Annotated in this window: 15 protein-coding genes, 1 other RNA gene and 2 pseudogenes; 10 read left to right on the forward strand and 8 right to left on the reverse strand. The window is 56.5% G+C overall.

What is annotated here, in order from left to right; all coding sequences use genetic code 11:
- Positions 1-26 precede the first annotated feature (26 nt).
- From G7026_RS18225 to G7026_RS18240, 4 genes are all read left to right on the forward strand, one after another.
- A complete protein-coding gene (locus tag G7026_RS18225) occupies positions 27-2867 on the forward strand; it encodes an FAD-binding and (Fe-S)-binding domain-containing protein (RefSeq protein ID WP_181072335.1) in 2841 nt (946 codons plus the stop codon).
- Between the two features lie 185 nt (positions 2868-3052).
- Positions 3053-3358 (forward strand): hypothetical protein, encoded by a 306-nt coding sequence (locus G7026_RS18230; RefSeq protein ID WP_178077055.1) that lies wholly within the window; start codon positions 3053-3055, stop codon positions 3356-3358.
- A 133-nt stretch (positions 3359-3491) separates the two neighbouring features.
- Positions 3492-3869, forward strand: a transfer-messenger RNA (tmRNA) gene (ssrA, locus tag G7026_RS18235).
- A gap of 183 nt (positions 3870-4052) precedes the next feature.
- The gene (locus G7026_RS18240) at positions 4053-5309 is read left to right on the forward strand and encodes an integrase domain-containing protein (RefSeq protein WP_181072336.1); all 1257 of its coding nucleotides are present in this window, start codon (positions 4053-4055) and stop codon (positions 5307-5309) included.
- A 95-nt stretch (positions 5310-5404) separates the two neighbouring features.
- On the opposite strand, the gene G7026_RS18245 is transcribed toward G7026_RS18240, so the two are convergent.
- Positions 5405-7354, reverse strand: coding sequence for a UvrD-helicase domain-containing protein (locus G7026_RS18245; RefSeq protein ID WP_181072337.1), 1950 nt, complete (start codon positions 7352-7354; stop codon positions 5405-5407).
- On the reverse strand, positions 7351-9660 hold the full coding sequence (locus tag G7026_RS18250; RefSeq protein WP_181072338.1) for an AAA family ATPase: 2310 nt from the start codon (positions 9658-9660) through the stop codon (positions 7351-7353). The genes G7026_RS18245 and G7026_RS18250 overlap by 4 nt, the downstream gene beginning before the upstream one ends.
- A 319-nt stretch (positions 9661-9979) precedes the next feature.
- Here G7026_RS18250 and G7026_RS18255 point away from each other — a divergent pair, with 319 nt between their 5' ends.
- The 6 genes and pseudogenes from G7026_RS18255 (at position 9980) to G7026_RS18280 (ending at position 14151) form a co-directional block, all read left to right on the forward strand.
- Positions 9980-10309 carry a hypothetical protein gene (locus tag G7026_RS18255; RefSeq protein ID WP_181072339.1) on the forward strand — a complete coding sequence of 110 codons (330 nt, stop codon included), beginning with the start codon at positions 9980-9982 and terminating at the stop codon, positions 10307-10309.
- Between the two features lie 96 nt (positions 10310-10405).
- Positions 10406-11375 (forward strand): annotated as a pseudogene (locus G7026_RS18260) (DUF932 domain-containing protein).
- A 74-nt stretch (positions 11376-11449) separates the two neighbouring features.
- Complete coding sequence (locus G7026_RS18265; protein ID WP_181072340.1) at positions 11450-12454, forward strand: YqaJ viral recombinase family nuclease; 1005 nt, start codon at positions 11450-11452, stop codon at positions 12452-12454.
- Positions 12455-12539: 85 nt separating this feature from the next.
- A complete protein-coding gene (locus tag G7026_RS18270; protein WP_181072341.1) occupies positions 12540-13442 on the forward strand; it encodes a recombination directionality factor in 903 nt (300 codons plus the stop codon).
- Positions 13443-13470: 28 nt separating this feature from the next.
- On the forward strand, positions 13471-13968 hold the full coding sequence (radC, locus tag G7026_RS18275) for a RadC family protein (RefSeq protein ID WP_181072342.1): 498 nt from the start codon (positions 13471-13473) through the stop codon (positions 13966-13968).
- A 9-nt stretch (positions 13969-13977) separates the two neighbouring features.
- Positions 13978-14151, forward strand: a complete 174-nt coding sequence (locus tag G7026_RS18280) for a hypothetical protein (protein ID WP_181072343.1) — start codon at positions 13978-13980, stop codon at positions 14149-14151.
- A gap of 45 nt (positions 14152-14196) precedes the next feature.
- Here G7026_RS18280 and G7026_RS18285 read toward each other — a convergent pair whose 3' ends face one another.
- The 6 genes and pseudogenes from G7026_RS18285 to G7026_RS18305 all read right to left on the reverse strand — a co-directional run bounded on the left by G7026_RS18285 (position 14197) and on the right by G7026_RS18305 (position 24049).
- The gene (locus G7026_RS18285) at positions 14197-17022 is read right to left on the reverse strand and encodes a DEAD/DEAH box helicase (protein ID WP_181072344.1); all 2826 of its coding nucleotides are present in this window, start codon (positions 17020-17022) and stop codon (positions 14197-14199) included.
- A 1-nt stretch (position 17023) separates the two neighbouring features.
- Positions 17024-18790 (reverse strand): site-specific DNA-methyltransferase, encoded by a 1767-nt coding sequence (locus tag G7026_RS18290; protein ID WP_181072345.1) that lies wholly within the window; start codon positions 18788-18790, stop codon positions 17024-17026.
- Complete coding sequence (locus tag G7026_RS18295) at positions 18790-21654, reverse strand: SNF2-related protein (protein WP_181072346.1); 2865 nt, start codon at positions 21652-21654, stop codon at positions 18790-18792. The genes G7026_RS18290 and G7026_RS18295 overlap by 1 nt, the downstream gene beginning before the upstream one ends.
- A gap of 130 nt (positions 21655-21784) precedes the next feature.
- Positions 21785-21990 (reverse strand): annotated as a pseudogene (locus G7026_RS22675) (WYL domain-containing protein); the annotation flags it as partial.
- Between the two features lie 60 nt (positions 21991-22050).
- Positions 22051-22635 carry a condensin complex protein MksE gene (locus G7026_RS18300; protein WP_181072347.1) on the reverse strand — a complete coding sequence of 195 codons (585 nt, stop codon included), beginning with the start codon at positions 22633-22635 and terminating at the stop codon, positions 22051-22053.
- Entirely contained in the window at positions 22628-24049 is a 1422-nt protein-coding gene (locus G7026_RS18305; protein ID WP_181072348.1) for a hypothetical protein, read from the reverse strand. The genes G7026_RS18300 and G7026_RS18305 overlap by 8 nt, the downstream gene beginning before the upstream one ends.
- Between the last annotated feature and the right edge of the window lie 48 nt (positions 24050-24097).

The raw sequence follows: 24097 nt of genomic DNA on the forward strand, positions 1-24097 counted from the left end.
CCGTCCCGCACACATCCGGAGCCGCCATGAGCCTGCCTGCCGAATTCCTCGCCACCGTCGAGCAACTGATTCCGCGGGAGCGGCGCTTCGACGATCCGCTGTCGACCCTTGCCTTCGGCACCGACGCCAGCTTCTACCGTCTGATTCCCAAGCTCGTCGTACGCGTGGAGTCCGAAGGCGAAGTGGTGGAATTGCTTCGCCTGGCGCAGCGGTCGCGGGTTCCGGTGACCTTCAGGGCCGCCGGCACCAGCTTGTCGGGCCAAGCGGTCAGCGACTCGGTGCTGATCGTGCTCGGCGACAACTGGAACGGCCGGGAGATTCGCGACCAGGGCGCGCAGATCCGTCTGCAACCGGGCGTCATCGGCGCCCAGGCCAACACCTGGCTGGCGCCACTCGGGCGCAAGATAGGCCCGGACCCAGCCTCGATCGCCACCTGCAAGATCGGCGGAATCGTCGCCAACAACGCCAGCGGCATGTGCTGCGGCACGGCGCAGAACACCTACAACACCCTCGCGGGAATCCGCCTGGTATTGGCCGACGGCAGCGTCCTCGACACGGAGAATGCGAGCAGCGTTGCGGCCTTCAGGGCCAGCCATGCCGAGCTGCTTTCGGCACTCGCCGAGCTTGCCCGGGAAACCCGCGCCAACATCGAACTGGCGGCCCGAATCCGCCACAAGTACCGCCTGAAGAACACCACAGGGCTGTCGCTCAACGCACTGGCCGACCACGACGACCCGCTGGACATCCTCAGCCACCTGATGGTCGGTTCCGAGGGAACCCTGGGCTTCATCAGCGCGGTGACCTACGACACCGTCGAGGAACATCCCTTCAAGGCCAGCGCGCTGATCGTCTTTCCAGACGTCGAGACCTGCTGCCGCGCGGTGCCGGTGCTCAAGAGCCAGCCCGTCGCGGCGGTCGAACTCCTCGACAGGCGCAGCCTGCGCTCGGTGCAGGACAAGCCAGGACTGCCCGCCTGGGTCGCGGGCCTATCGGAAACCGCCTGCGCGCTGTTGATCGAGTCGCGCGCCGCCTCGCAAACCTTGCTCGACGAACAACTGCAGCAGATCGAGGCGGCCCTTGTGGGCTTCCCGGTGGAGCAGCAAGTTCCGTTCAGCCAGGACCCGGTCGTCTACGGCCAGCTCTGGGCGATTCGCAAGGGCACCTTCCCCGCGGTCGGCGCGGTGCGTCCCACCGGCACCACGGTCATCATCGAAGACGTGACCTTTCCGGTCGAGCGCCTGGCCGAGGGCGTCAACCGCCTGCTGCAGCTGTTCGAAAAGCACCGCTACGACGAGGCAATCATCTTCGGTCATGCGCTGGAGGGGAACCTGCACTTCGTCTTCACCCAGGGTTTCGACGACCCGGCCCAGGTGCTGCGTTACGAGGCCTTCATGCAGGATGTCGCGCAGCTGGTGACCGTCGAATTCGGCGGCTCGCTGAAGGCCGAGCACGGCACCGGGCGCAACATGGCGCCCTTCGTCGAGCTTGAATGGGGCAGCGAAGCCTATCGATTGATGTGGCGGATCAAGCGGCTGCTCGACCCCAACGGCATCCTCAACCCGGACGTGGTGCTCAGCGAGGACCCACAAATCCACCTGAAACACCTCAAACCGATGCCCGCCGCCGACGAGATCGTCGACAAGTGCATCGAGTGCGGCTTCTGCGAGCCGGTCTGCCCATCCAATGGCCTGACCCTCACGCCTCGCCAGCGCATCGTCATGTGGCGCGACATCCAGGCACGCCACCGCCAGGGCCTGGACACCCGCGAACTGGAAGCCGATTACGCCTACCGCGGCCTCGACACCTGCGCGGCCACCGGCCTCTGCGCCCAGCGCTGCCCGGTCGGCATCAACACCGGCGAGCTGGTGCGCAAGCTGCGCAGCCGCGACGCGGACAAGACCGCGACCGCCAACTGGCTCGCCGGCCACTTCGCGACCGCGATGCAAGGCGCCCGCTTCATGCTCCACGTCGCCAACGGCGCCCACCTGATCCTGGGCACCCGGCGCCTGGCCGGCGCCTCGGCAAAACTGAGCCGAGCCAGCAAGGGCCGTGTGCCCCAATGGACGCCTGCGATGCCGCAGCCGCTCCAGCGCCTGCATCTTCCGAAGCCAAGCGCCGACGAACGCCCGCGCGTGGTCTACCTGGCCTCCTGCGTGTCCCGCGCAACCGGCCCGGCCGCGCGCGACCAGGAACAGATGCCCCTGATCGACAAGACCCGCGCGCTGCTGGAGAAAGCCGGGTACCAAGTGGTGTTCCCCGACGCCCTGGACGAGCTGTGCTGCGGACAGCCGTTCGCCTCGAAGGGGTATCTGGAGCAGGCCGAACGCAAGCGCCAGGAGGCCCTGGCCGCGCTGCTCGAAGCCAGCCGCGGCGGGCTAGACCCGATCTATTGCGACACCAGCCCCTGCACGCTGCGCCTGGTTCAGGAGCTGGCCGACGAGCGCCTCGATGTCTATGACCCGGTGCGCTTCATCCGCACACATCTGCTCGACCGGCTGGAGATCGAACCGCAGCAGGCGCCGATCGCAGTGCATGTCACCTGCAGCACCCAGCACCTGGGCGAAGGGCCGTCACTGATCGAGATTGCCCGGCGCTGCGCCACGACGGTGGTCATTCCCGAGGGCATCCACTGCTGTGGCTTTGCCGGCGACAAGGGCTTCACCACGCCGGAACTCAACGCCCATTCGCTGCGCAACCTGAAGGACGCCGTGCAGCACTGCGAAGAAGGCATCTCCACCAGCCGCACCTGCGAAATCGGCCTCAGCCAGCACGGCGGGATCGACTACCACGGGCTCGTCTATCTGGTGGACCGGGTCAGTCGTCCACGCGCCGTCCCCGGCGCGGCGGCACAACCTGAAACGGCCTGATCACAACCGTGCTTGGCGGCGCCGACGCCGCCAAGCCCAACGGCTCGTCCCCTCGATGAAACGCTTTAGCCCCGTCGCAGTCCCACGTTAGAGCCCGGAACACAAGGGCCCTTACCGCTCGGCAGCTCCTGCAAGCCGTATCGCGCCAGCCAGCCGGGATGACCATTATGTCTGGAGGACTCACGATGAAACGCTTCGCTATGCTCGCGACCGCTGCACTGCTCGCCAGCCCCGCCGCCTTCGCTGCGGACAAAGATCTGTGCCAGATCAACATGCAGGAAATCCAGGACAACATGACCACCAGTCAGGCCACGCTCGGCGAGCCGGCCCGCAGCCAGGTCGAGGAATACACCAACCAGGCGCGCCAGGCGCAACAAGCCGGCGACACCGAAAAATGCATCACTCTGACCACCCAGGCACTGCAGCGCCTCAAAGGCCCGGGCAGCTCCGAAAGCGGCACCGCCGGCTCCTCGTCGGGCACCAGCAACTGATGGATGCGGGGCCAGCCCTCTGGCCCCGCAACGATTGAAATCCGCGTAGCCACCCCATCTTGTCGCCTGAGGGTTCGACGCAGCCAACGCATTGGCGTAGACTACGCGTTCGACATCCCGCCGTGGATGTCTCGGGGCCGATTAGGATTCGACGCCGGTAACAAAGCTCTAGGTGCATGCCGAGTTGGTAACAGAACTCGTAAATCCACTGTTGCAAACTTATAGTTGCCAACGACGACAACTACGAAGGGTACGCGCTAGCCGCCTAACCTTCATCTGGTCGCTTCGGCGCCAGCGGTCACTAGGGGATGCCTGTAAACCCGAAATGACCGTCAGATAGAACAGGATCGCCGCCAAGTTCGCTGCAGACGTAACGGCTAAAACTCATGCAGCTCGCTCCAAGCACCCTGCCAATCGGGCGGCGCGGAGTTAACTCAGTAGGTTGGATAAGCATGTAGTACCGACAGTGGAGAGCTGGCGGACGGGGGTTCAAATCCCCCCGGCTCCACCAAATAAACATCTAAGGGCGTCCACGGACGTCCTTTTTTGTGCCTGAAATTCAGTAAATACGGGGCTTCCAGCGCCACCGGCATCCAAGGGTGTCCGTCAGCATCTATGTGTTCATGTATTCCAGGTGGTATTCCAAGCGTTCAGCTGGTAATTTTTGGAATACACAAACAGCATTGGAATATACATGGGCGCCCAAGCCACGCGGCTTTCAGACCTTAAAGTGAAGGCCGCCAAGCCTAAGGAAAAGGACTACACGCTGACTGATGGCAACGGCCTTCAGTTGCGAGTGAGAATCAATGGCTCTCGGCTATGGAATTTCAACTACATCCATCCGGTGACGAAAAAACGGATCAACATGGGGCTTGGCACCTTTCCCGAGGTGAGCCTGGCACAAGCGCGCAAACGAACCGTAGAAGCGAGAGAGCTTGTCGCGCAGGGGTTAGATCCGAAGGAAATGCGCGATGCTGATCGGCTGGCGAAGAAAGCAGCCACAGAACACACATTTAAGAACGTCGCGGCCGCATGGTTCGAGCTCAAAAAAGATTCAGTAACTTCGGCCTATGCCGAAGATATCTGGCGCTCGCTCACGCTTCACGTTTTCCCGGACCTAAGCGCCACTCCCATCTCCGCTATAACCGCACCGAAGGTTATAAACCTGCTCAGGCCGCTTGAGACAAAAGGTAGCCTGGAGACCGTTAAACGCCTGACGCAGCGGCTCAACGAAATCATGACCTACGGGGTCAACTCGGGCCTGATTCACGCGAACCCACTCAGTGGCATTCGCTCGGTTTTCAAGAAACCGAAAAAGAAGAACATGGCGGCACTTGCTCCCGATGAGCTGAAAGAGCTCATGGTGGCAATTGCCAATGCCAGCATAAAAAGAACTACGCGCTGTCTTATCGAATGGCAACTCAACACCATGACTCGCCCGGCAGAAGCTGCTACCACACGCTGGGCCGACATCGACTTCGAAAAGCGTATCTGGACGATCCCTGCTGAGCGCATGAAGAAACGCCGTACGCACATTATCCCGCTTACGGAGCAAGCGTTGGCGCTGCTGGAGGCAATCAAACCCTACAGCGGACACCGTGAATACGTGTTCCCTGCAGACCGGAACCCTCGCACCCACTGCAACAGCCAGACCGCCAACATGGCGCTGAAGCGAATGGGCTTCGAAGGGCGCCTCGTCAGCCACGGCATGCGTTCGATGGCGAGCACCATCCTTAACGAGCATGGCTGGGACCCTGAACTGATCGAAGTGGCACTTGCCCACGTCGACAAAGACGAGGTTCGCAGCGCCTATAACCGAGCAGACTACATAGAACGCAGACGCCCGATGATGACTTGGTGGAGTGAGCACATCCAAGAAGCTGCCACTGGCAACTTCTCAGTGTCAGGTATCAGGGAGAGCCGAGACAAAAAGCTCGTATCGATACGCTGATCAAGGGCTGATACCGGCCGCAAGCGATCTTCCGCCGTTAACCGCTTGCGCTGAGAAGAGGGTAATCGAAAACACTTATGGCATCGGTTAACAGTTTACGGAATCGCTTCAAATTCCCCGTCAGCGAACCAGCCGTTGTCTTTAATTCGCGCTAGCGCTGCTGCAGGGTCGGATGACCAGAGGACAAGGGCAAGCGAGTCCTGAGCACGGCTACAGGTAACGTACAAAAGACGTAACGTACGGTCGATGGTCGTTTCTTTGCCCTTCCCTACGTTATCTATGTCCGTCTTGCTGAGCTCCGTACCACCAAAAATCTTGTCGTAGGAAATCTGGTTGCCGCCAGCTAATTTGTCGTCCATCACAACCATGACATGGTGAAATTCAGAGCCCTTGACGACCTGATGGGTGGCCAGTATTGAATGCCCGGCAAGGTAGGTGCGGTACCTTTGTAACTGATTCCAAGGAGAGTCGAACAGTGCGCACCAGCCACGGCGCATCCGGTCTTGCCTTGACTCCTCTTCGCCTCTACCGGGTACTGGAGGTGGGGGCGTCTTGTCCGCGTATGCCGCCGAGAGACGATGATCAACCTCAAACAGCTTTGCTCTCAAGACCGGTTCAAGCACCTCCCCCACCGTCGAAATCGGATTTGCACAAGCTGCAGCGAAAACCCCAATGGCTAGAAGCATTTCGTCGACGCGTATTGCTCGCTCCGCCGTGCTCTCGGGCATGTCATCGAGACGGCCGTAGCGCCGAAAAACCTCTGTGACCTTGAACTCATCAACAGCGCCATCGGCACCAACGCACGCCTCTAGCTGGGCAAGTTCGTTCAATAGAACCTGTACTGCAGCTGGCCCCTTGTTTTCGCCGCTACCAGTAGGTGCGGCAGCATTCGGGTCGAGCAGGGCCATGGCGCCAAACGCATCGAGAAACGAGCCGCGCGTTGCGACAAGCTTGTGTTCCAATGCGAGCAACTGGTACTCGCCTTGGCTCCAGGCGGCTGACCCGCTCACCTCACGCATCTGATCTGCGCACCAGCGTTCACCGAGAACCTTATTTTCTGGAGAAAGCGACGTGTCGCCGACGTAGAGTCGGACAACCCCGCCCGTCTTCTCGGTTCTTGAATGTTGTTCCACGCCATTCGCAGGTTGAGTCCGACCTGCGAGCTCCGCTCCCCAAATGCTGTTGATGAGTGTGACAATTCGGAGCTGGCTGCGATGGTTCATCTGCAGTTCCGGCGTCGCCCAGCTCGGAGGAACCAGACTTGGAAGATCCGAATGTCCGTCGGTATAGATGCGCTGCCGGTGATCGCCGAGCAGTCCGAGAGTCAGGCCACTCCCTCTTGGCTCCGCAAGGCCCATCAAGGCATCTAACATGCCCTTCATTGTGTCTTGCGACTCGTCGATGAGCACCACAGGGTGGCGGTCTTTGAGGATAGTCTGAAGCGTGGGCCTGTTCTTGAGGAGCCAGGCCGTTACGTCGAGAACATGCTTGTGGGCAAGCGCACCGGGACCATACGTTTCTCGGTCCGGATGGTAAATGAACACATCCGTCCTCCTGAACCCTTCTATGTCCTGTTTGATTTCATCCAAGTCCCGCTGTTTTGCCGCCGTGATTCCTCTGGGCTTTGCTAGCGCTTCCGCCGTTTCCTTTTCGAGCTGAGCCTCCTTGAGTGCGATGAGAGCCGTGCGGATATCATCGTTGAATCCGCTGATGAGCTCCCAGCAAAAAGCGTGGATAGTGGAGACACATACCAAATCGTTGTCGCCGAGGCGCCCGCGAATGACCGCGACAGCGTTCTTCGTATACGTAACCACGCGTATTGAGCGCCCGTACATCCTCAAGTACCCCGCAAGTCGGCGGCCTTTCTCGTGCTCCACGACTCCTGTCATCCGACGTAGCACTTCTACGAGCGTACGTGTTTTACCAGAGCCAGCGCCGGCAAATAGAAAATAGCTGCGCGGAGGATCCTCCATGAGATACCCGCAGACTTCCTCGACAACCCCAGCATCTCGGTTGTTGTCGGCAACGTCAGGGATCTCGCTCATACCATCGAATCCTGATTTGGCTCAAGCTGCGCCTGCAGCCAGGCCAGCGCATCCGCGATGTACTTTGGGCATACGACGGGCTCATCCGACGAAACCATTTCAAAGATGCTCGCGGCGAAGTCCCCTTTATCGAACGAACTGTGCATGAGTGTGTGAAGTGCACCTAACAGCTCGGGAAAGCTTTCAGCCTCAGCCGCCCTTTTTGAGACAGAGCCAAGTGCCCCTGTCGGGGCTTCAATCTCCACGCCATTCTCATCGAACTTCTCATCCATCAGACCCTTGAACCAAGGCACGTTCGTGAGGACGAGCGAGTCTTCAAAACTGCTGGGCCAGCCGCCGTCAGCTTCGGCGACAGGCAACTGCCAGGCGAAACGCACTAGGCAATCTGCGGTCTCATTCCATACCAATTGAGCATCAGTCGGGCTCTTGAAATCATCGAGTTGCTGCAGCTTCGGATGCCAGCTGCGAAGAGTCGGGTTGCCGCAGTAAAGTCCAGCTTGCCCCGTGTTCGCAACCGCGACGAGCTTTTTCGTCGGCTCACCATTTTTCTTAGGCTTACCTTCCTTTTCTTCGGAGGGATCGATGTCGGTAATAATCACCGTTGGAATCCGGAGCTTCTCAACGAGTGGCTTGAGTCGGTGGGCATGGCTCCCCCCGATATCCAGAAATGACACGTAGCGGCTGTTTAGTGTTTTGAAATCGCGTTCAATGAAAAGCGGCACCAACATGCGCTCTGCAACGCCTTCAACGAAAATGGCGGCGTTGGCAAACAGCAAATCTGTGTGCTGAACGCGAAAATAGCGTTCAGCGAACTGACGGGTCTTTTTGTCATCACCAAAGACCTGCCCAAGATTGACCACTTCGGTTGTTGGCATGGGGTTAGCTGCGCTCTTCGCGATGCGGCGAACATATCGAAGCCGGTCAAAGTTCTCCGCATGAGCAAGATGGCTCGAATGGGTACTAATTAGTAGCTGGCTTTTGAGGGCTGACGCGTCTTTGTCAGTCGGGCTGATGAGCTTGTGCGCTTTGCCGGGGAAGATGCGCTGCACCTGAACATGGAGATGCGCCTCAGGCTCCTCAATCATCACTAGGTGAACGGGTGCAGGAGAGCCTGTTTCAGGTTTGAGCCGGGCGGCTTTGAAGGAAACCAGTTGGTAGCTGAGAGACTGAAGATTCTGGTAGCCGAGCCCGATGGAAAATTCGGGAAGGAGCTCTTCGAATGACTCCTTTTGCATGCTGTACTGGACAGCTGTTCCATGGTCGAGTAAATCAGCCGTCTGGATGCGCGTGCGGAAGCGAATTTCTTGTGGGTCATGCAGACCCGGATAGCCGAGTTCCCTCACTTCCTCAACCGAATCGGCGATGGCTTCGTGAATTTTCTTGTCTAAGTCTCTCTGCGCCTCAGCCACGGCCTTTATAAGATCAGCACGTTGACCATGCCCGGTGCTGGCAACATTCAAATGCTGTCGCGCAAATTTGAGAAGTTGGTTTGAAAACATGCCAACCCGATGCGGCCCCGAGGCAGACCGTGAATCAGCCTCTTCGCTTCCGAGCCCACGCTGAGCAGCGACAAAGTCAACGCGAATCAATCTCGACAGGTGCTTACGCTCAATTGGACAGGCATCTGCAGCGAGTGCCTGAGTGGCATACGCCGCGAAACCCGCAATAGGGTTGTTAGTTGCATCTAGCTTGTATGCGCGAACCTGCCCGAGCTTCGATGGCTCACGCAGCCAAAAATCCAGAAGGTCAATGGGCCACGCTAACGAGTCTGCCCCCATATCCTTTACCGGCGAGCGCGCAGAGTGATACGCCCAGGCCAGCTGCTTGAGCTCATCAACGCTGGTGGCTGGCTCCAATCGTAGACGAACCCCGACGGCACCTCCTTTCCAGCTGAACTTGGAAAGGAATGGCGCGACATAGTGATACATTCCGGCCTCTGCATCGAACCAGAGGTCTAACGTCGGCATGGCTGCAAGAAGTGTCTGGAGCTGCTCTTTCCACAGCTCTTCAGGCCCCACTATTGTTAATGGGTCTTCGGTCAGTGCTTCCCATGATTTGCCAAGAGCTCGCAGTTTTGGCCACTGAGATAGGCTGATGTCGAAGGCACCGAATGGGGATCCGTCCGCAACGAAGTGGCGCAGAGCGGCAAGGACCGAGGTCTTTCCACTGTTGTTCGCGCCGACCAGGATGGTCGTTTTCTTGTCGATATCCAACTGAACCTTACCCAGCCGACGAAACTGGCAGAGCTCCAGAAACCGAAGCGTGATGCCTTCGTATACGGGCGAAGCTGGGGCTGCTTCTGGCATTGATGCGATTCTCAACTGAAATGTAGGAATGCGACTTATATAAAAGTCTAGAGCGCCAATCCGATCCTACATGTTGTTGATTGCAATACGCCACATGGCCTTGCCGGGTCAACGACCTTAAACCAGCAACGTTCTTGCTGCTAATCGCTTGTACTGTCGATCGCTTTCGGCCCCACGCGACAAGGCCATTAAGGGTAGAGCCCTCTGCCAGCTGCAGCCCGTTACGACCTGACTAAGTAGCTCTCAGCACCGCCATTCGACTCGAAAAAAACTCGACCACACATTACTGCAATGACATCACCACTAGAAGGTTCATCCCATGTCATTGCAGTGCCCCAGCTGCCTCTCACAAAAAATCGCTTCCTTCCACCATGCTATGAAGATCACCGCTGCGGTAGGCACGGTGGGCGGTGCTGCTCGTGGTGTCAGCGCAGCGCTAGCAGGCGGTCAGGCTGGTGCGGCTATTGGTGCGATTGCCGGCCCTGTTGGCATCACCATCGGTTCAATTTCTGGAGCCATAATCGGCGGATTGATGGGCGGCGTTAGCGGTTGTGCGCTCGGTGCTCAGCTTGGTCACAAACTCGACCGCCACGTCTTGGCTAACAACCTCTGCCTGCTCTGCGGGCATCGATTCAACCTGCCGGCCTGATCGGCGGCCACCTCTCCGTACTCTCTATCCCTTCCGGCCGGTGCTGCGCTCTGCGCAGCGCTTTATGCCGACTTGCATCCAAAGGAAATCGTTCTCATGGCTCATCTCGTCGAACAAATGGCCTATGTCGGCGCTACCCCGTGGCACGGACTAGGCAACAACCTGCCACAGAAACAACCCATCGAAATCTGGCAACGTGAAGCCGGTATGGACTGGCAGATCCTGGAAAGCCCGGTCCATTTCAAATCCGATGCGGTTGGTCACCTCGGCGCTATTCATTCTTACCCCGAGCAGAAAGTGTTGTACCGCTCCGATACGAAGGCTCCCCTATCTGTCGTCTCCAATCGCTACCACACCGTGCAGCCGCGCGAAGTGCTGGAGTTCTACCGGGACCTGACCGAAGTTTCCGGCTACGAGCTGGAAACAGCAGGTGTGCTGAAAGGCGGCCGCAAGTTCTGGGCCTTGGCACGTACCGGGCAAAGCACGGCGATCAAGGGACACGACCAGGTTAACGGCTACCTGCTGCTGGCCACGTCGTGCGACGGCACTCTGGCCACAACTGCTACGCCGACCAGCGTTCGCGTGGTCTGCAATAACACCCTGACCATCGCCCTGAACGGTACAAGCCGAGCCATCAAGGTGCCGCACAAACACTCGCTTCGATTCCAACGCAGTGAAGAAGCAGCTGGGGATCGCCGTCTCGCAATGGGACGACTTCATGTACCGCATGCGCCATCTGGCTGAGCGCAAAGTGCAGTGGCATGAAGCAATGGGCTTCTTAATGAATGTCATGTGCGAAGTCAGCCCAACCGGCCAACTACCCGAACAACTGCCTAACGAGCGCGCCCTGCGCAAAGTCCAGGAGCTGTATGAAGGGCGTGGCCGAGGTAGCCAGCTTGAGTCGGCACGCGGCACCGCCTGGGGGTTGCTCAATGCCGTGACCGAGTATGTCGATCACGAACGTCGTGCACGCAGCACCGAGTATCGACTGGATTCCGCTTGGTTCGGCCAAGGGGCGCAGATCAAACAACGTGCCCTGGATGCAGCACTCCAGCTCGCCGCCTAAGCCTCTCTCCATCAATCGTATCGCCCGGTCAGCGTAGCGCTGATCGGGCTTTTTTACGCCTGCAAGGTGACGCCATGTCAACAACCTCATTGAACCGCAACACCAGCAAACCCCGCTCAGCCCTTCGCCTGATTAGTACCAAGGAGCTGCCCCGCGAGGAGTGGCTGGAAGTACGCAAACGGGGCATTGGTAGCTCGGATGCCGCAGCCGCCGTTGGCCTGAACCCTTACAAGTCGCAGCTGGAACTGTGGCTCGAGAAGACAGGACGTGATACTGGACTGCCGAAAACCGATCCCGACGACGAAGAAAGCGCGATGTACTGGGGCAACGTGCTCGAACCCATTGTGGCCTGGCATTACAGCAAGCGCACCGGCAATAAGGTTCGTCGCATCAACGCCGTACTGCAGCATCCCGACCCTGGCCAGCCTTGGATGCTGGCCAACATCGATCGCGAGATAATCGGTGCCGACGATGTGCAGATTCTCGAATGCAAGACAGCCGGCATAAACGGGGCACGCCTCTGGAAAGAAGGCGTACCCGAGTATGTGCAGTTGCAGGTGATGCACCAGCTCGCCGTGACTGGCAAGCAGGCGGCAGATGTGGCGGTTGTGCTTGGCGGTCAGCATCTAGAGATCCATCGCATCGAACGCGATGAGAAAATGATTGCTCGCCTTATAGAGCTTGAACGCGCGTTCTGGACGTACGTCGAGACGGACACGCCACCGCCCGCCGATGGAACAGCGTCCGCTGAAACTGCGCTGCGCTGCCTGTACCCAGAAGACGACGGTCAGACGGTGGATTTCAGGGACCATGCTGGGCTTTCAGCAGCGTTCGTCGAACTCAAAGCCCTTCGTCATTCCATTGATGAAAAGCATGCGCGCGAGGCAAAGCTCAAACAGATGCTTCAGCAAGCGATGGGCGAGGCCACGCGGGCAGAGTTCGCTAACGGCTACGTCAGCTGGAGAAAGGCCAAGGACAGCATCGGCTTCGATGTAGCCCGACTGCTCAGGGACAGGCCTCATCTGCGCGACAAGTATTCACTCATCAAGCCCGGTGCCCGGCGCTTCCTAATCGGCTGATTACTCCCATCGCTTCCCTCCCCATGGCCAGCCCATGCAGTTAGCGCTGCCTGGCTGGCCTTTTTTCGTTTTCAGGAGAACCGCCATGCTTAAAGGTCTGGCTATCACCCCGCCGTTACTAGGCCGGATTTCGATTGGCAAGGTCATCGAGAAGAACGGCAAGCGCATGCCCGAAAAAGATGATCAATTCACCATCACCTCCCAGGTACAGAGCCGCGATGGATGGCTTGTGCATCCTCTCAACGATGAGCTCCGCCAAAGCAAGGACGACAAGCTACGCAACATCCCGGTGCGGCTGATGTTCAACGAGCCGGAGCTGAATTTCCGTGCTGACTACACGTCGTTCGACCGACAGTCCGGACGCCCTATCTGCGTGGGCAACGGCGAGACCTGCAAACGAGTCACTCAGGACGGTATGCAGTCGCTGCCCTGCCCTTCGCCGGATGCCTGCTCGCTGGCCCATGGCGGAGCCTGCAAGCCTTATGGCGGACTGAACGTGGTGATCGGCGATGAGGATCTGCTGGGCAGCTTCGTGTTTCGCACCACCGGCTTCAACAGCATCCGCACCCTGGCCGCTCGCCTTCACTACTTTAAAGCCATTTCCGGCAATCGCCTGGCCTGCCTGCCACTGGAGCTGCGCCTGCGCGGCAAGTCGACCCGGCAGAGCCACGGCACCCCGATCTTCTACACCGATCTGACGGTGCGTAGCGGCATGGACATGACCGAGGCGCTGCGCTTGGCCAGCGAGCTCGATGAACAGCGACAAGCGGCAGGGTTCGATCAGACCGCTCTGGATGAGGCGGCTCGATGCGGCTTCAGAAACGGTGCGTTCGAGGATTGCGACGAAGACGCTGGCGCCATCGTCGAGGAGTTCTTCCCCGCTGAAAGCCGCGCTGATCAACCGTTCGCTAAATCTGCCCCGCAGCCATCGGGAAAACCCAGCCTGGCTGAAAAGTTGGAAGCACAACATCAATCCCTGAACGCCTGAGCCTGGTCCCAGGCCAAAGGAGCTGAGTATGAGACTGCACAAAATCAAGGCCGGCGAGACCGCTGGCACCTACCTGGTCGAATCACCGGTCACCGAAGCCGATATCCTGCTGATGGCCAAACAGCTGGCCAGCCAACGCCTGCGCCGGGGACAGCAACTGACGGCACCACGGGACGTATTCTGTCATCTGCAGGCGCTACTCGAAGGCTACGAACACGAGGTCTTTGCCCTGCTGATGCTGGATTGTAAGCACCGGGTCATTGCCTTTCACGAGCTGTTCCGGGGCACCTTGGACGGAGCAAGCGTCTACCCCCGGGAGATCGTTAAAGTCGCCCTGAAACACAACGCTGCAGCCGTGATCCTGGTGCACAACCACCCCTCCGGCGATCCCGAACCCAGCCAGGCGGACCGCACGCTGACCGACAAACTAAAGGAGGCGTTGAATCTGGTCGGAGTGCGGACGTTGGATCACATCATCGTGGGGCACGAAGACTGTGTGTCGCTAGCGGAACAGGGTTACCTGTAAGGAGGCGGTATGAAGCCGGTGCTACGCACCTTCGTTGCGGTATTCATGTTTGCCGGCATCTTCGCTGGCTGCCTGGCGATACTGCTGCTGGTGATTCTGATGGTGCGCTTTCCGCCACTGATTCTGATCGTGGTTTTGGCCTGCTGGATTTACCGCAAAATACGCATTCCGGATCATGTATGAGCAGCAAAAAGGGTAGCCGCAGCTACCCTTTTTTGCCTTGTTTGATTATGTTTGCGGGGATAAATCCAGCTCATTGGACAGCTCGTAACGCGTCAAAAGCTCAGTATCAGCCTGACAGGTATAGCTCGCTATCAGCCCTGACAAGGTAGTGTTTTTCGCGACCGCCGTATGCGGCACCAGCAGATAGGTCCAAGGCTTCCCCCCAACCTTCTGACTGTGGCAGACAGTGGCAATGTGCGCCCACAGCGCAGCGAGCTCTGCTTTTTGCAGCACCGATGCCTCCTTCATCTGATCGGCACGTTTTGTCTCAATGATCAAAAGACGATCATTGCTTTCGGCAACAAAGTCCGGCTGATAAGGAAGGCCGTCCGAGCTGTACAGCTTGAATTGATTGGGCCCTGGTTTCATCCACAGCTTAACGCTCGCGTCTCTTTCAAGCAGCTCACTCATCAGCCGCTCTGAGTCCGAGTCAAACTTCGCTAAGTGATAGCAAGATTTTTTGAACCCGCTGAATATATATTTTTTTATTTCATTCAGCTTCTCAGGCGCCTTACGGAAGTCAGAAGCGTACTTAGTACCCACATCCTCAAAATTTTGCGGGCGCAAATCTTGGAAGGCAGCATCAACCGTTACCCGATATTTTGTCTGCCCACGCCACATGTTTTTCTTCATCTCGACAAAAATGGCGGCCGCCATCTGCTTGGAGTGCCCCTGCAAAACACTGCGCAGTTCTTCGGGCTTTTCATATTTCGCGGCAAAATGCTTCACAACCTGCCCCGCCAGGTCATACAACACTTCAGCATGGGCTTCGTAATCGATCTCAGAAAGGTCGATCAGCTTTGAGACGATGAAGTCCTCAGGCCTTACCTGCTGCTCCGCATTGGCATCGCCGATGATGCTCTGCTGTTTCTCCGTTCGTAAAACCTGAATCAACAGCTCCTGCGCCAGGGGCTGATAATTCCAGTGCTTTAGGTCCAGCGTGAAGGACTTGAAGCCAAAGGACACGTCCTCGGTAGGCGTAATGGTCAGCGCGGGTATCGGAATAATTTTCTCGACGAACTGCTCGCAGATGGCCTTAACAATTTCCTGCGCCTTTTCAGTAGAAACAGGGAATAGTGCTTGCTGCGGCGCTTGAACGGCCTGTACTGCCTTTAAGACAAAATCTTGCACTTCTGGCTTTTTCAGGTCCGTCAGGCCGCCCACCTTTTTGGCCGCTTGCTGCACGACAACTTGTATCGCCGCCTCGGCCAGCTCTACCTCTTGCGCATTGTCCAACGTAAAGCTCGCTCGGGCCTCCTTGGCCTGCAATGGGACGCTAGGTGCGCCGCCCTCATACTTATGCTGCGGACTCGGCTCTGAAGATGGTTTAGCCAAACTCTGAACCAAATGCTGCAGAGTATTTTGTGCTGTCACCATCTGCGGCTTGATTGAGGGCACATCACCGCCGTCACCGATAAACACCTGCTTCAGTTTCTTGGTGACACCGTTTTCGGTTTTGGCCAACTCAATGAGTGCGTCGAAGCGGTCGTGAGAGATCACCGTCAACTGATCGACCTCCGCCACGCCAGTACGCTTGCCGTAAGGCAGACGCAAACCACGCCCCAAGGTCTGCTCGGTCAGAATGTCTGAAGCTGAAGCCCGCAACGGCACGATGGTGAAGAGGTTGGTGACGTCCCAACCTTCCTTCAATTTGTTGACGTGGATGACGATGTCCGTATCGCCGCTTTTCTCGATATTAAGCAGGCGCTGGGCATTCTCGTCGGTCTCTTCGCCCGAAGTCTTTGAGTGAATTTCAATCACCCGGCCCCGGTAGCGGCCCGCAAAAAAGTCATCGGACTCGACGAACTGCCTGACCTCAGAGGCATGGGCGGTGTCTTTGGTAACCACCAGCATAAAGGGCCGCACAATCGGTTTGTCGTGGTTTTTAGCGTAGATTTCGAGGGCAACCTTGACGTGCTCATGGTAGTTAATCCCGTCCTCGAGCATGATGTGCTCAAGCGTTTCTGCATCCACCGATTTGGGATTAAAGTTCGCCCGGGTGCCGATAGCAGGCTCTTTGACGTAGCCATCTTCCATCGCATCCGGCAGCTCGTAGCGGTACACCACATTTTTGAACGCTTGGGGCTTGCTGCCAGTGGTTTTCGGCGTCGCCGTCACCTCAAGACCCATAATCGGCTGCAACTCGGCAATGGCTTTGAATCCTGCACTACCGCGATAACGGTGCGCTTCATCCATGAGCAGTACCAGGTCATCAAGCTCAGACAGGTACGAGAAATAGCTGTCGCCAATGTACTCCTGCAGGCGTTTGATACGAGGGGCGGCCCCACCTCGTACCTCGGAATTGATCTTCGAAATGTTGAAGATATTGATGATCACACTTTCGCGGCCAAATAGATCCGCGCCGCGCACACCACGGCCTTCTTCATAGTTTTCAGCGTTAACAATCAAAGGCGCGTTATGAGCGAAAGCCTGTATCCCCTGGAACACATATTTAGGGCTGCGCGGATCAAAATCGAACAGCAACTTCTCATAAATCGTCAGGTTCGGCGCCAGAATGAAGAAGTTTCGGCTTTTTCCGATCATGTGCAGATAGCTGATGAACGCACCCATTAAGCGAGTCTTGCCGACGCCGGTGGCTACGGAGAAGCAAACCGATGGGAAGTCGCGCTCAAAGGCTTCAAAGTCCGCATCGGCAAACTTGCCGAATGCCTTACGCACTTGCTCCCGAGCAACATCAACATCAGTGCCCTTTTTCGGATCAATCAGCCCTACGATGGTGTCGAGACGCCGCAGCGCCTCTGCCTGAGGCTTGCGTAACGAGAGGCGCTGACTAATTTCGGCAACTACACGATCCTTGTTTGGCTCAGTCATCTCAGTTTTCCTCAGAACCATCGAATAGGCTGCTCTGCGCTACCGATGCTTTAATTTTTTTTGGTTGCTTCAGCGTGGTGTCTTCGTCTTCGGGCTCTTCGTCTTGCAGAGGCAAGGCGGCGATTTTTAGGGAGTAATCGTCTCTACCCCACTCGCAACGATCCAGAACCACACGGGGGATTTTCTTGAGGGTTAGGTTCATCAGGTTATCGCCTGCGGCCTCATAGGCCATGCAGCAAACCAGCAGACTGCGCTCTTCCCCCACCTCATCAGAAAGGACCTTGAGTTGATCAAAGGTTAAGCTGTTTGTGGTCACGTAGATAAAGGCGTTTTCAGTGGCCTTGCCGTGCATCCAGTAGAGTTCGGTGGATGGCGCGTAGGTGTAATTGAAATGCTTGCAGATGGCCTCCGCCAGCATCTCCGGCTGATAATCCTTGTTGATGACCAAATTGCCCCATTTATCTTTTTGCAAAAGCGAAGGTGCAAGTTTGAAGAAGCGGTAGCCACCACCACCTTTCCAATTCGCAAACTCGGTCACGCCGCTTTTATCGCTGCCATCGATGACCTTTTGCATGCGCGGCACGATATGGGTTTTAGCGTGGTTACCCAGCTCAACCATAATCCAGCGGCGCCCCATTTTTTGGGCAACAGCGCCTGTTGTGCCAGAGCCTGCAAAGGAGTCAATAATCAGATCCCCAGGCTGTGAAAACCGCTCCAGTATGATGCGTAATAACGCCTCAGGCTTTTTACCGCTTCGAAATTCAACCCCTCCTTCATGGCGACAGTTCCCGAATGCCCCAGCTAAGTCATAGAAGTTTTCGATCGGCATCGTGCTGTCTTTCTGATTTATTTTTGATAACGGAATGCCTTGGTAATACTTACCTTTAGTGGCACTAGCGCGCTTTGGGCCAGAGAAATAGCGATGAGAGAACTTGTCATCTCCGATACCCTCTACTTTATACAGCGCACCAAGACCGTCTTCTGATGCACGACCGGCTAGATAGTCTCGAAAGAATCTACCTGAAGAGTTTCCGTCCAATATGCTTCCAGTAGCCCAGATTTCCTTTAAACCGTCCTCCGAGGGCTCCCCCGACCTAATTCGGTATTCTTCTGGTGTAAAAATAGTGACGCTCTTTCCACCGAGGGCTGTTTGTTTTCCGGGGCCTATTTCATCAATGTAAAAGCAAAATTTTTCATCGCTTGTGGCTGCCCGTTGAAGAAAGGGTTTTGCACCATATGCTTTACGATAGACATGAATCATCTCTATTTGCTTGTGAAAATCCATGTCCTGCTTGAGGGTTTTTTGTGCGTAGCGAACCTGCACATAAATCGTGGTGAGATAATTGCTTCGTCCGAAAATCTCGTCGAGCATCACCTTCAGGTAATGCCCCTCACTGTCGTCAATGTGTACGCATAAGAAACCGTCATTCGCTAATAGATTGTGCAGACAGACAATCCTCTCTCGCATGAGGGACAGCCAGAGAGAGTGCTCAAGGCCATCGTCGTAATGCTCGAATGCATTCCCGGTGTTGTAAGGGGGATCTATGTAAATACACTTAACTTCACCTCGAACACCTGACTCAGTCTCCAGCGCCTTTAGTGCAAGTAGATTGTCCCCATGGATCAGCATATTGTCGAAATGATCCCCCTCACGCCGTGTTTCGGCGTGATAGGAAAACTCCGGTTCTTCAATCAGGATGCGCGGCTCTAAGCGCGGGCGATCGTCTTTGCCAATCCAGGTCAGTTCAAGTTTGGTTTTGCCGGCCATTAGATCAGGCTCCATCGAATCGTAAACAGGTGGTCCACCTGTGGCGTTAGGTTAAGTTGTTCGGCAGTGACGTCGAGCATAGCTTCACGCTCATTATCGATTTCACGCAGGCGTGTATAGAGTTGATGTTGCAGGTCATCCACCTTGCGCTTTAGGGCTTTCGCCTCGTGCTGTAGCTCCAGCTTGGCGGCCAGATTAGTTGTTGCACGGGCGAGCTTATTCTTTTCATTGGCCTGCTTAGTAAGCTCTTTAATTTGCTGGTCATAGGCCACACGGGCGTCATTACGCCACGCATCCAGACGATCTTCTTCTTCATTAAGAAACTCACCCAACCGCTCTTGGGCATGGCCGACAAGGGCTGTTTGCCGCGCCTCAGTAACACCCGCCAATTCAGCCTCAGGGGACTGCCCAATCGGTGCGCCAAGCTCTCGGGCAGGAATGTGTAGCAAGCGTTCGGCGGTACTCGGATCAAGCATGCTGCCGTCATCGTTGAAGGCTGCGCAGATCAGCTCATCCCAGGTACGAGCGGGGGTTTGTAATGTGAGTCGCGAGAGGCGCAGCCAGCCTGATTGCCCACGCAAGCTGGCCACATCCGCCAGGTTGCCCGCATAAGCGTTGTAGTCAAACTCAAGCGCGGCGACGGGAGTTGATCGCGCTTTAGCCTGCGCCACCAGTTGGTCGGCCAATCCTCCATCGCCCAAGCGGAAGAAGCGCCAGCCGTTATCTTCTGCCTCAGGCCATTCGGTAGACCAGGTGCTGTCTTGATAATCAAAGCGTTCGGCATGATCCGCGTGAAAACGGGCCTCGGGCAGTTCGGCGCGGGCAAGGGTCAGCAGAGCCCTACGGAAGTCGCCGAGGGCGGCATGAACGCCTTCCTTACGGCTCATCAGCCGTTCAATCACCTTTTCGTCCATCTCAGCCAAAATTTGGTTGCGTGCAGCCTGTTTGGCCGCATCAATCTCGACACTGAACTCTTCCTGCAGTCTATCGAAGGCCTCATTAATTTCGTCGTTCGAACGGCAGGTCTGGACGATCTCCAGAATGCGCCGTTCGATATCCACACCAGACTCAATGGCACCCAACACTTCATCAGATGAGCCAAACACACCCTCGAAAAGCTTGAACTTCTGCTCTAAGAGCTGGTGAATGCGCTCCTCTGCCTGGTTCTTGCGATTAAGGAAGTTGATAACCGTAACGTCGATCTTTTGCCCATAGCGATGGCAACGGCCAATGCGCTGTTCAACCCGCTGGGGATTCCAGGGCAGGTCATAGTTGATTAGCAGCGAGCAGAACTGCAGGTTGATACCTTCGGCACCGGACTCCGTGGAAATGAGGATGGAGCGGTCATGTTTGAAAGCATCGACAATGGCCGCTTTCATATCGGCAGTTTTAGAGCCGGAGACAACCTCAGTGCCTTTATTTTTGGTAAGCCAGGCTTTGTAGAGGGCTGCGCTGTCTTTATCAGTGTTTGAGCCGTTGAGTACTACCGTTTGACCAGCAAAGCCGTTTTGCTCCAAAAGATCACGCAAATAAGCCTGGGTACGCACGGACTCGGTAAATACCACGGCCTTGCGCTGACCGCCTTTGGTTTCCATCTCAGCCATAACGATGGGCAAGCACTCCAAGAGCGCTCGCCCTTTGGCGTTATCGTTAATTGAGGTGGCGATATCCCGGTAATGCGTCAGTTCGACGATCTCGGCCTGAAGCTTTTTCGGATCAATCTCATCAAGATCATCATCCGAATGGTCTTCGACAGCATCCGCTTCGGTTGCGGCGATAGGACCAGCATCGCGCCAATCCTCAGCGTCTTCAGCAAAGCCATCGAGATCATCTAGGGTGTCGTCATCAACCACTAGCTTGGCTTGCAGGCGGTTGACCATCTTGTCCAAGGTTTTGGCAATGGCAAATGTGGATGAACCCAGAATCTTGCGTAAGGACAAGGTAACCAGGTGACGGCCATTTTTACCCAGGGCGATGGTGCCGGGGTTTTGCAGGTACGCCGACACTGACTCGTACAGATCCAGCTCAAGTTTGCTGGGAGTAAAGTCAAAGGTTTTCGGCAAGCGGTTGGTGTAGTTGATCAATCCAGCCTTTTGGACCTGACGCCGCAAGGTGCGTTTGCAGATGGGCTCCAAACGATGCTGCAGTAAGGTCATAGCAGCAAGGTTACCCTTACCGCCGAACTCGGCCCTGAAGGCCTGCTCCGAACCAAAGTAAGCCTCATCAATGATGGTGACGAGGCCGTACAGCTCCATCAGGTTGTTCTGCAACGGCGTTGCCGTCAGCAAAAGCTTCTGACGACTCTGCAAGGCATCACGCAAGACGGCTGCTCGGGAGTTGTTAGCGGCCTTAAACACGTTACGCAGCTTGTGCGCCTCATCAAACACGACCAGATCCCACGCAACCTTTTGCAGCTGATGGGCAATACGAGCGGCATATTCGTAAGAGACGATGATGATGCCTTCCTTGCGTCCAATGGGATCTGGTTGCCCGCTGGCCGCCAAGTCTTTAAGGCGCTTGGCATCCAGGATGACCGAGGGCAGCGAGAATTTTTCACGCAGCTCCGTGGCCCATTGCTTGCGAAGAGAGGCCGGCACAATCAAGAGAAGGTTTCGGCGCTGCTCCCACCAACGCTGGCTGAGCACCAACGCCGCCTCGATGGTTTTGCCAAGCCCTACCTCATCTGCCAGCAGCACGCCTTTGGATAAGGGCGAACGCAAGGCAAACATAGCCGCATCAACCTGGTGTGGGTTCAGATCCACACGAGCTGAGGACAAGGACTGGGTCAGAGACTCGTCGGCACCGATGCCTTCACGCGTTAAGAAATGAGCAAAATACTTGGCTTGGTAAGGGCTGTAGATCATTGAGAAAACAAATCCTTTTTTTTGAGGCCTTCCTGCAATGGCAGGCTAAGAGAACCTAACGACCTTACCCCGACCATCAGAGGCAACGGAGCCAAGGGTGATTAATCAATGTCTGCGTGGAATTACTTGCTCACCCTGTTCGGTAACCCGGAGCCAACACCGCCGTTTCCACTCCGTAGAGCAGCAGCGGGTCTTTCAGCCAACGGCAGTATCCCGGATCACGCAGCCGATGATCAGGCGAGCAGTCGACACTCCATTTGCGAGCACATAGCCAGCAGTGGCACCGCGCAGGCGTAAACGCAATGTCCCACCGCTCATGCCGCAGTCCATCTCAGTGCATTTTACATACAGGGTGGCAATCATTTGATGATGGTTTTCGGGCTGACTAGCTCCCACCTAAACGTCGAGGTCGCCTTCACCAAGGAGATCATTGAAAAAAGCAGCACCGGATTCCGATAGCACTAAATTCCCCTTCCCATTTCGGTATGCAATGGCACGTGTTTCAAGCTTCTTGATGTGCTCCATCAGCACACCGCTTTTCATCCCACACGCCATCAGCACCTCTGCCTTATCCTCCCCCTTACCGATTTCTTCGATATGGATATTCGACAGACCTGCCGCATCTTTCAGTAGCACGTCCATTGTGAAGCCCAGCTCCAATGTTCCCCGAAACAGCACGAGTAGCAGGCCTTGGATGTTGCGCGCCAGGTCATCCTTGGCATCAGTACCATCGCTGGTGCGGATGAAGGCGAAGCCATCACGCATGACCAGCTCATACCCAATCAGGTCGTAGAGATTGCGGTAATGATCGAAATTATTTAGCACTTCCTCGAAGTACGGATTTGACTTCAAAACCCCGTCAACTGAGGCGGTACGGTTGATCATCTTCCCGTACATGAGCTGCCCATAGAGCTCTACCGACAGCTTTCGATTCATCACTTTTGCATGCGCAACCGGCAGCGAAGTTTCGTGGTCAAGCATGTTCAGTCTCCACTTGCAGCTTGTAGTACCTCAGGCTCTCGCTGTCAGTTGCGAGGTTGCCGATTTGGTAGTGCGGGATGAGGTAAATTCCTTCTCGCTTGCGCAGCCAGCCCACCGACATTAGGAGATCGGTCAACTCGTACCCTTTTAGACGGTCTTTCAAGTGTTCATGCATGGCGACGTGGGCGTCATCAGTGAGCCGTGGCTCCCATTCTTCGACCAGATTACCGATTGCCAACAAGCGAGCATCACGCCGACGCTTGAGCTCGCCCGACTCGTTGGTCTGCCCGCTGAGCTGGTGGATCTTTCCGCTGCTGATCTTGATGTTGGGCAGTGTTGTGCGCAGATGCTCTGCCAGAGTCAGGCGCTGGTTAGCGTCTGACCACTCAACTTTTGCTTCGAACACTCGCATTTTCAGCCCGGAGTAGGTGTTCAGACGGGCGAATACTGGGTGTGTGCTGGGCAGAATATTGTCTTTCAAGCTCCCATCATGCAGCTCACGCACGCCCCCATAGAGACGATTCCAAGCCTGCTCAATCTTGTCATAGGCCCGACGGTGCGCCTCACTCTGCTGGACATAGCGCATTAACGAACCGCTAATGATCGAAATGTCATGCCTGTATGAGCGAATCGACTCGACGGAGTAATAGACTGAGCTGGCCAGCTTATCGTGCCCATAGTGAGCCAGTTGATCACCGATGCAGGTCAGGGCCGTAAGGGCAGGTTTAGTCCCCTTTAGGTCAGTGTGTTCGCCCAGGAACTGCAAGGCTGGCAGGATGTTGCGCAGGTAAATGCTATTGATCTCGCCTAGGGCTTCCTGAGCCTTAGCTACCTCATCGATGACGTCATAACGCATCTGATCGACGATCTCACCGAGTCGCTGGAGCCTGCCCTGTAGCGCATCCACGCACTCCTTCATCTTGGCGGTTGCAGCGCGTATTTCCTTACGCAGCACACTTATCTGCTCCTGAAACCCAATGTCTTCGCGGCTCAGAGATGGCAGAGTGATGAAAACCTCGTAGAGCCGGTTGAACGAGGCCCGGATCAACTCATAATCGGCTCTGTTCAAATGCCGCAGACGTGTGCCATCGAAGTGTCGAAACATCTCGATCACGAACGGGGCAAAAACCATCACTCCACGGGCGCTGTCTACCTGAATCACCAGACCGACACGCTCAAGGTTTTCGATGCAAAGAGCGCTTTCCAGTTTGCGCCGTTCGGCCGGCACCTCGCGCACAACCCGCGTGCTCGGCAGCGGTGCTACAGAATCCAACAGGGCGCGTAACTTCTGCTGGTACATGACAATGCGAACTTCCTCTCCCTCACCGACTTTGTCCATGTGATCAATCAGATCAAGGAAAACCCCCTTGTTCTGGATCATGTTGATCAGCGCAACGTCCGTTTTGACGACCATCAGATCCTCTACGCCTCTACTTCGGCAGCAAGAGCCGGCTCAACTGCC

Source organism: Stutzerimonas azotifigens (assembly GCF_013522725.1).
GTDB lineage: Bacteria > Pseudomonadota > Gammaproteobacteria > Pseudomonadales > Pseudomonadaceae > Stutzerimonas > Stutzerimonas azotifigens_A.

Bases quoted from the DNA above. Each gene is read 5' to 3' on its own strand.
- G7026_RS18250 (WP_181072338.1), bottom strand. From the start codon at position 9,660: ATGCCAGAAGCAGCCCCAGCTTCGCCCGTATACGAAGGCATCACGCTT.
- G7026_RS18265 (WP_181072340.1), top strand. From the start codon at position 11,450: ATGTCAACAACCTCATTGAACCGCAACACCAGCAAACCCCGCTCAGCC.
- G7026_RS18300 (WP_181072347.1), bottom strand. From the start codon at position 22,635: ATGCTTGACCACGAAACTTCGCTGCCGGTTGCGCATGCAAAAGTGATG.
- G7026_RS18255 (WP_181072339.1), top strand. From the start codon at position 9,980: ATGTCATTGCAGTGCCCCAGCTGCCTCTCACAAAAAATCGCTTCCTTC.
- G7026_RS18290 (WP_181072345.1), bottom strand. From the start codon at position 18,790: ATGGCCGGCAAAACCAAACTTGAACTGACCTGGATTGGCAAAGACGAT.
- G7026_RS18225 (WP_181072335.1), top strand. From the start codon at position 27: ATGAGCCTGCCTGCCGAATTCCTCGCCACCGTCGAGCAACTGATTCCG.
- radC (WP_181072342.1), top strand. From the start codon at position 13,471: ATGAGACTGCACAAAATCAAGGCCGGCGAGACCGCTGGCACCTACCTG.
- G7026_RS18270 (WP_181072341.1), top strand. From the start codon at position 12,540: ATGCTTAAAGGTCTGGCTATCACCCCGCCGTTACTAGGCCGGATTTCG.
- G7026_RS18305 (WP_181072348.1), bottom strand. From the start codon at position 24,049: ATGGTCGTCAAAACGGACGTTGCGCTGATCAACATGATCCAGAACAAG.
- G7026_RS18295 (WP_181072346.1), bottom strand. From the start codon at position 21,654: ATGATCTACAGCCCTTACCAAGCCAAGTATTTTGCTCATTTCTTAACG.
- G7026_RS18280 (WP_181072343.1), top strand. From the start codon at position 13,978: ATGAAGCCGGTGCTACGCACCTTCGTTGCGGTATTCATGTTTGCCGGC.
- G7026_RS18245 (WP_181072337.1), bottom strand. From the start codon at position 7,354: ATGAGCGAGATCCCTGACGTTGCCGACAACAACCGAGATGCTGGGGTT.
- G7026_RS18230 (WP_178077055.1), top strand. From the start codon at position 3,053: ATGAAACGCTTCGCTATGCTCGCGACCGCTGCACTGCTCGCCAGCCCC.
- G7026_RS18285 (WP_181072344.1), bottom strand. From the start codon at position 17,022: ATGACTGAGCCAAACAAGGATCGTGTAGTTGCCGAAATTAGTCAGCGC.
- G7026_RS18240 (WP_181072336.1), top strand. From the start codon at position 4,053: ATGGGCGCCCAAGCCACGCGGCTTTCAGACCTTAAAGTGAAGGCCGCC.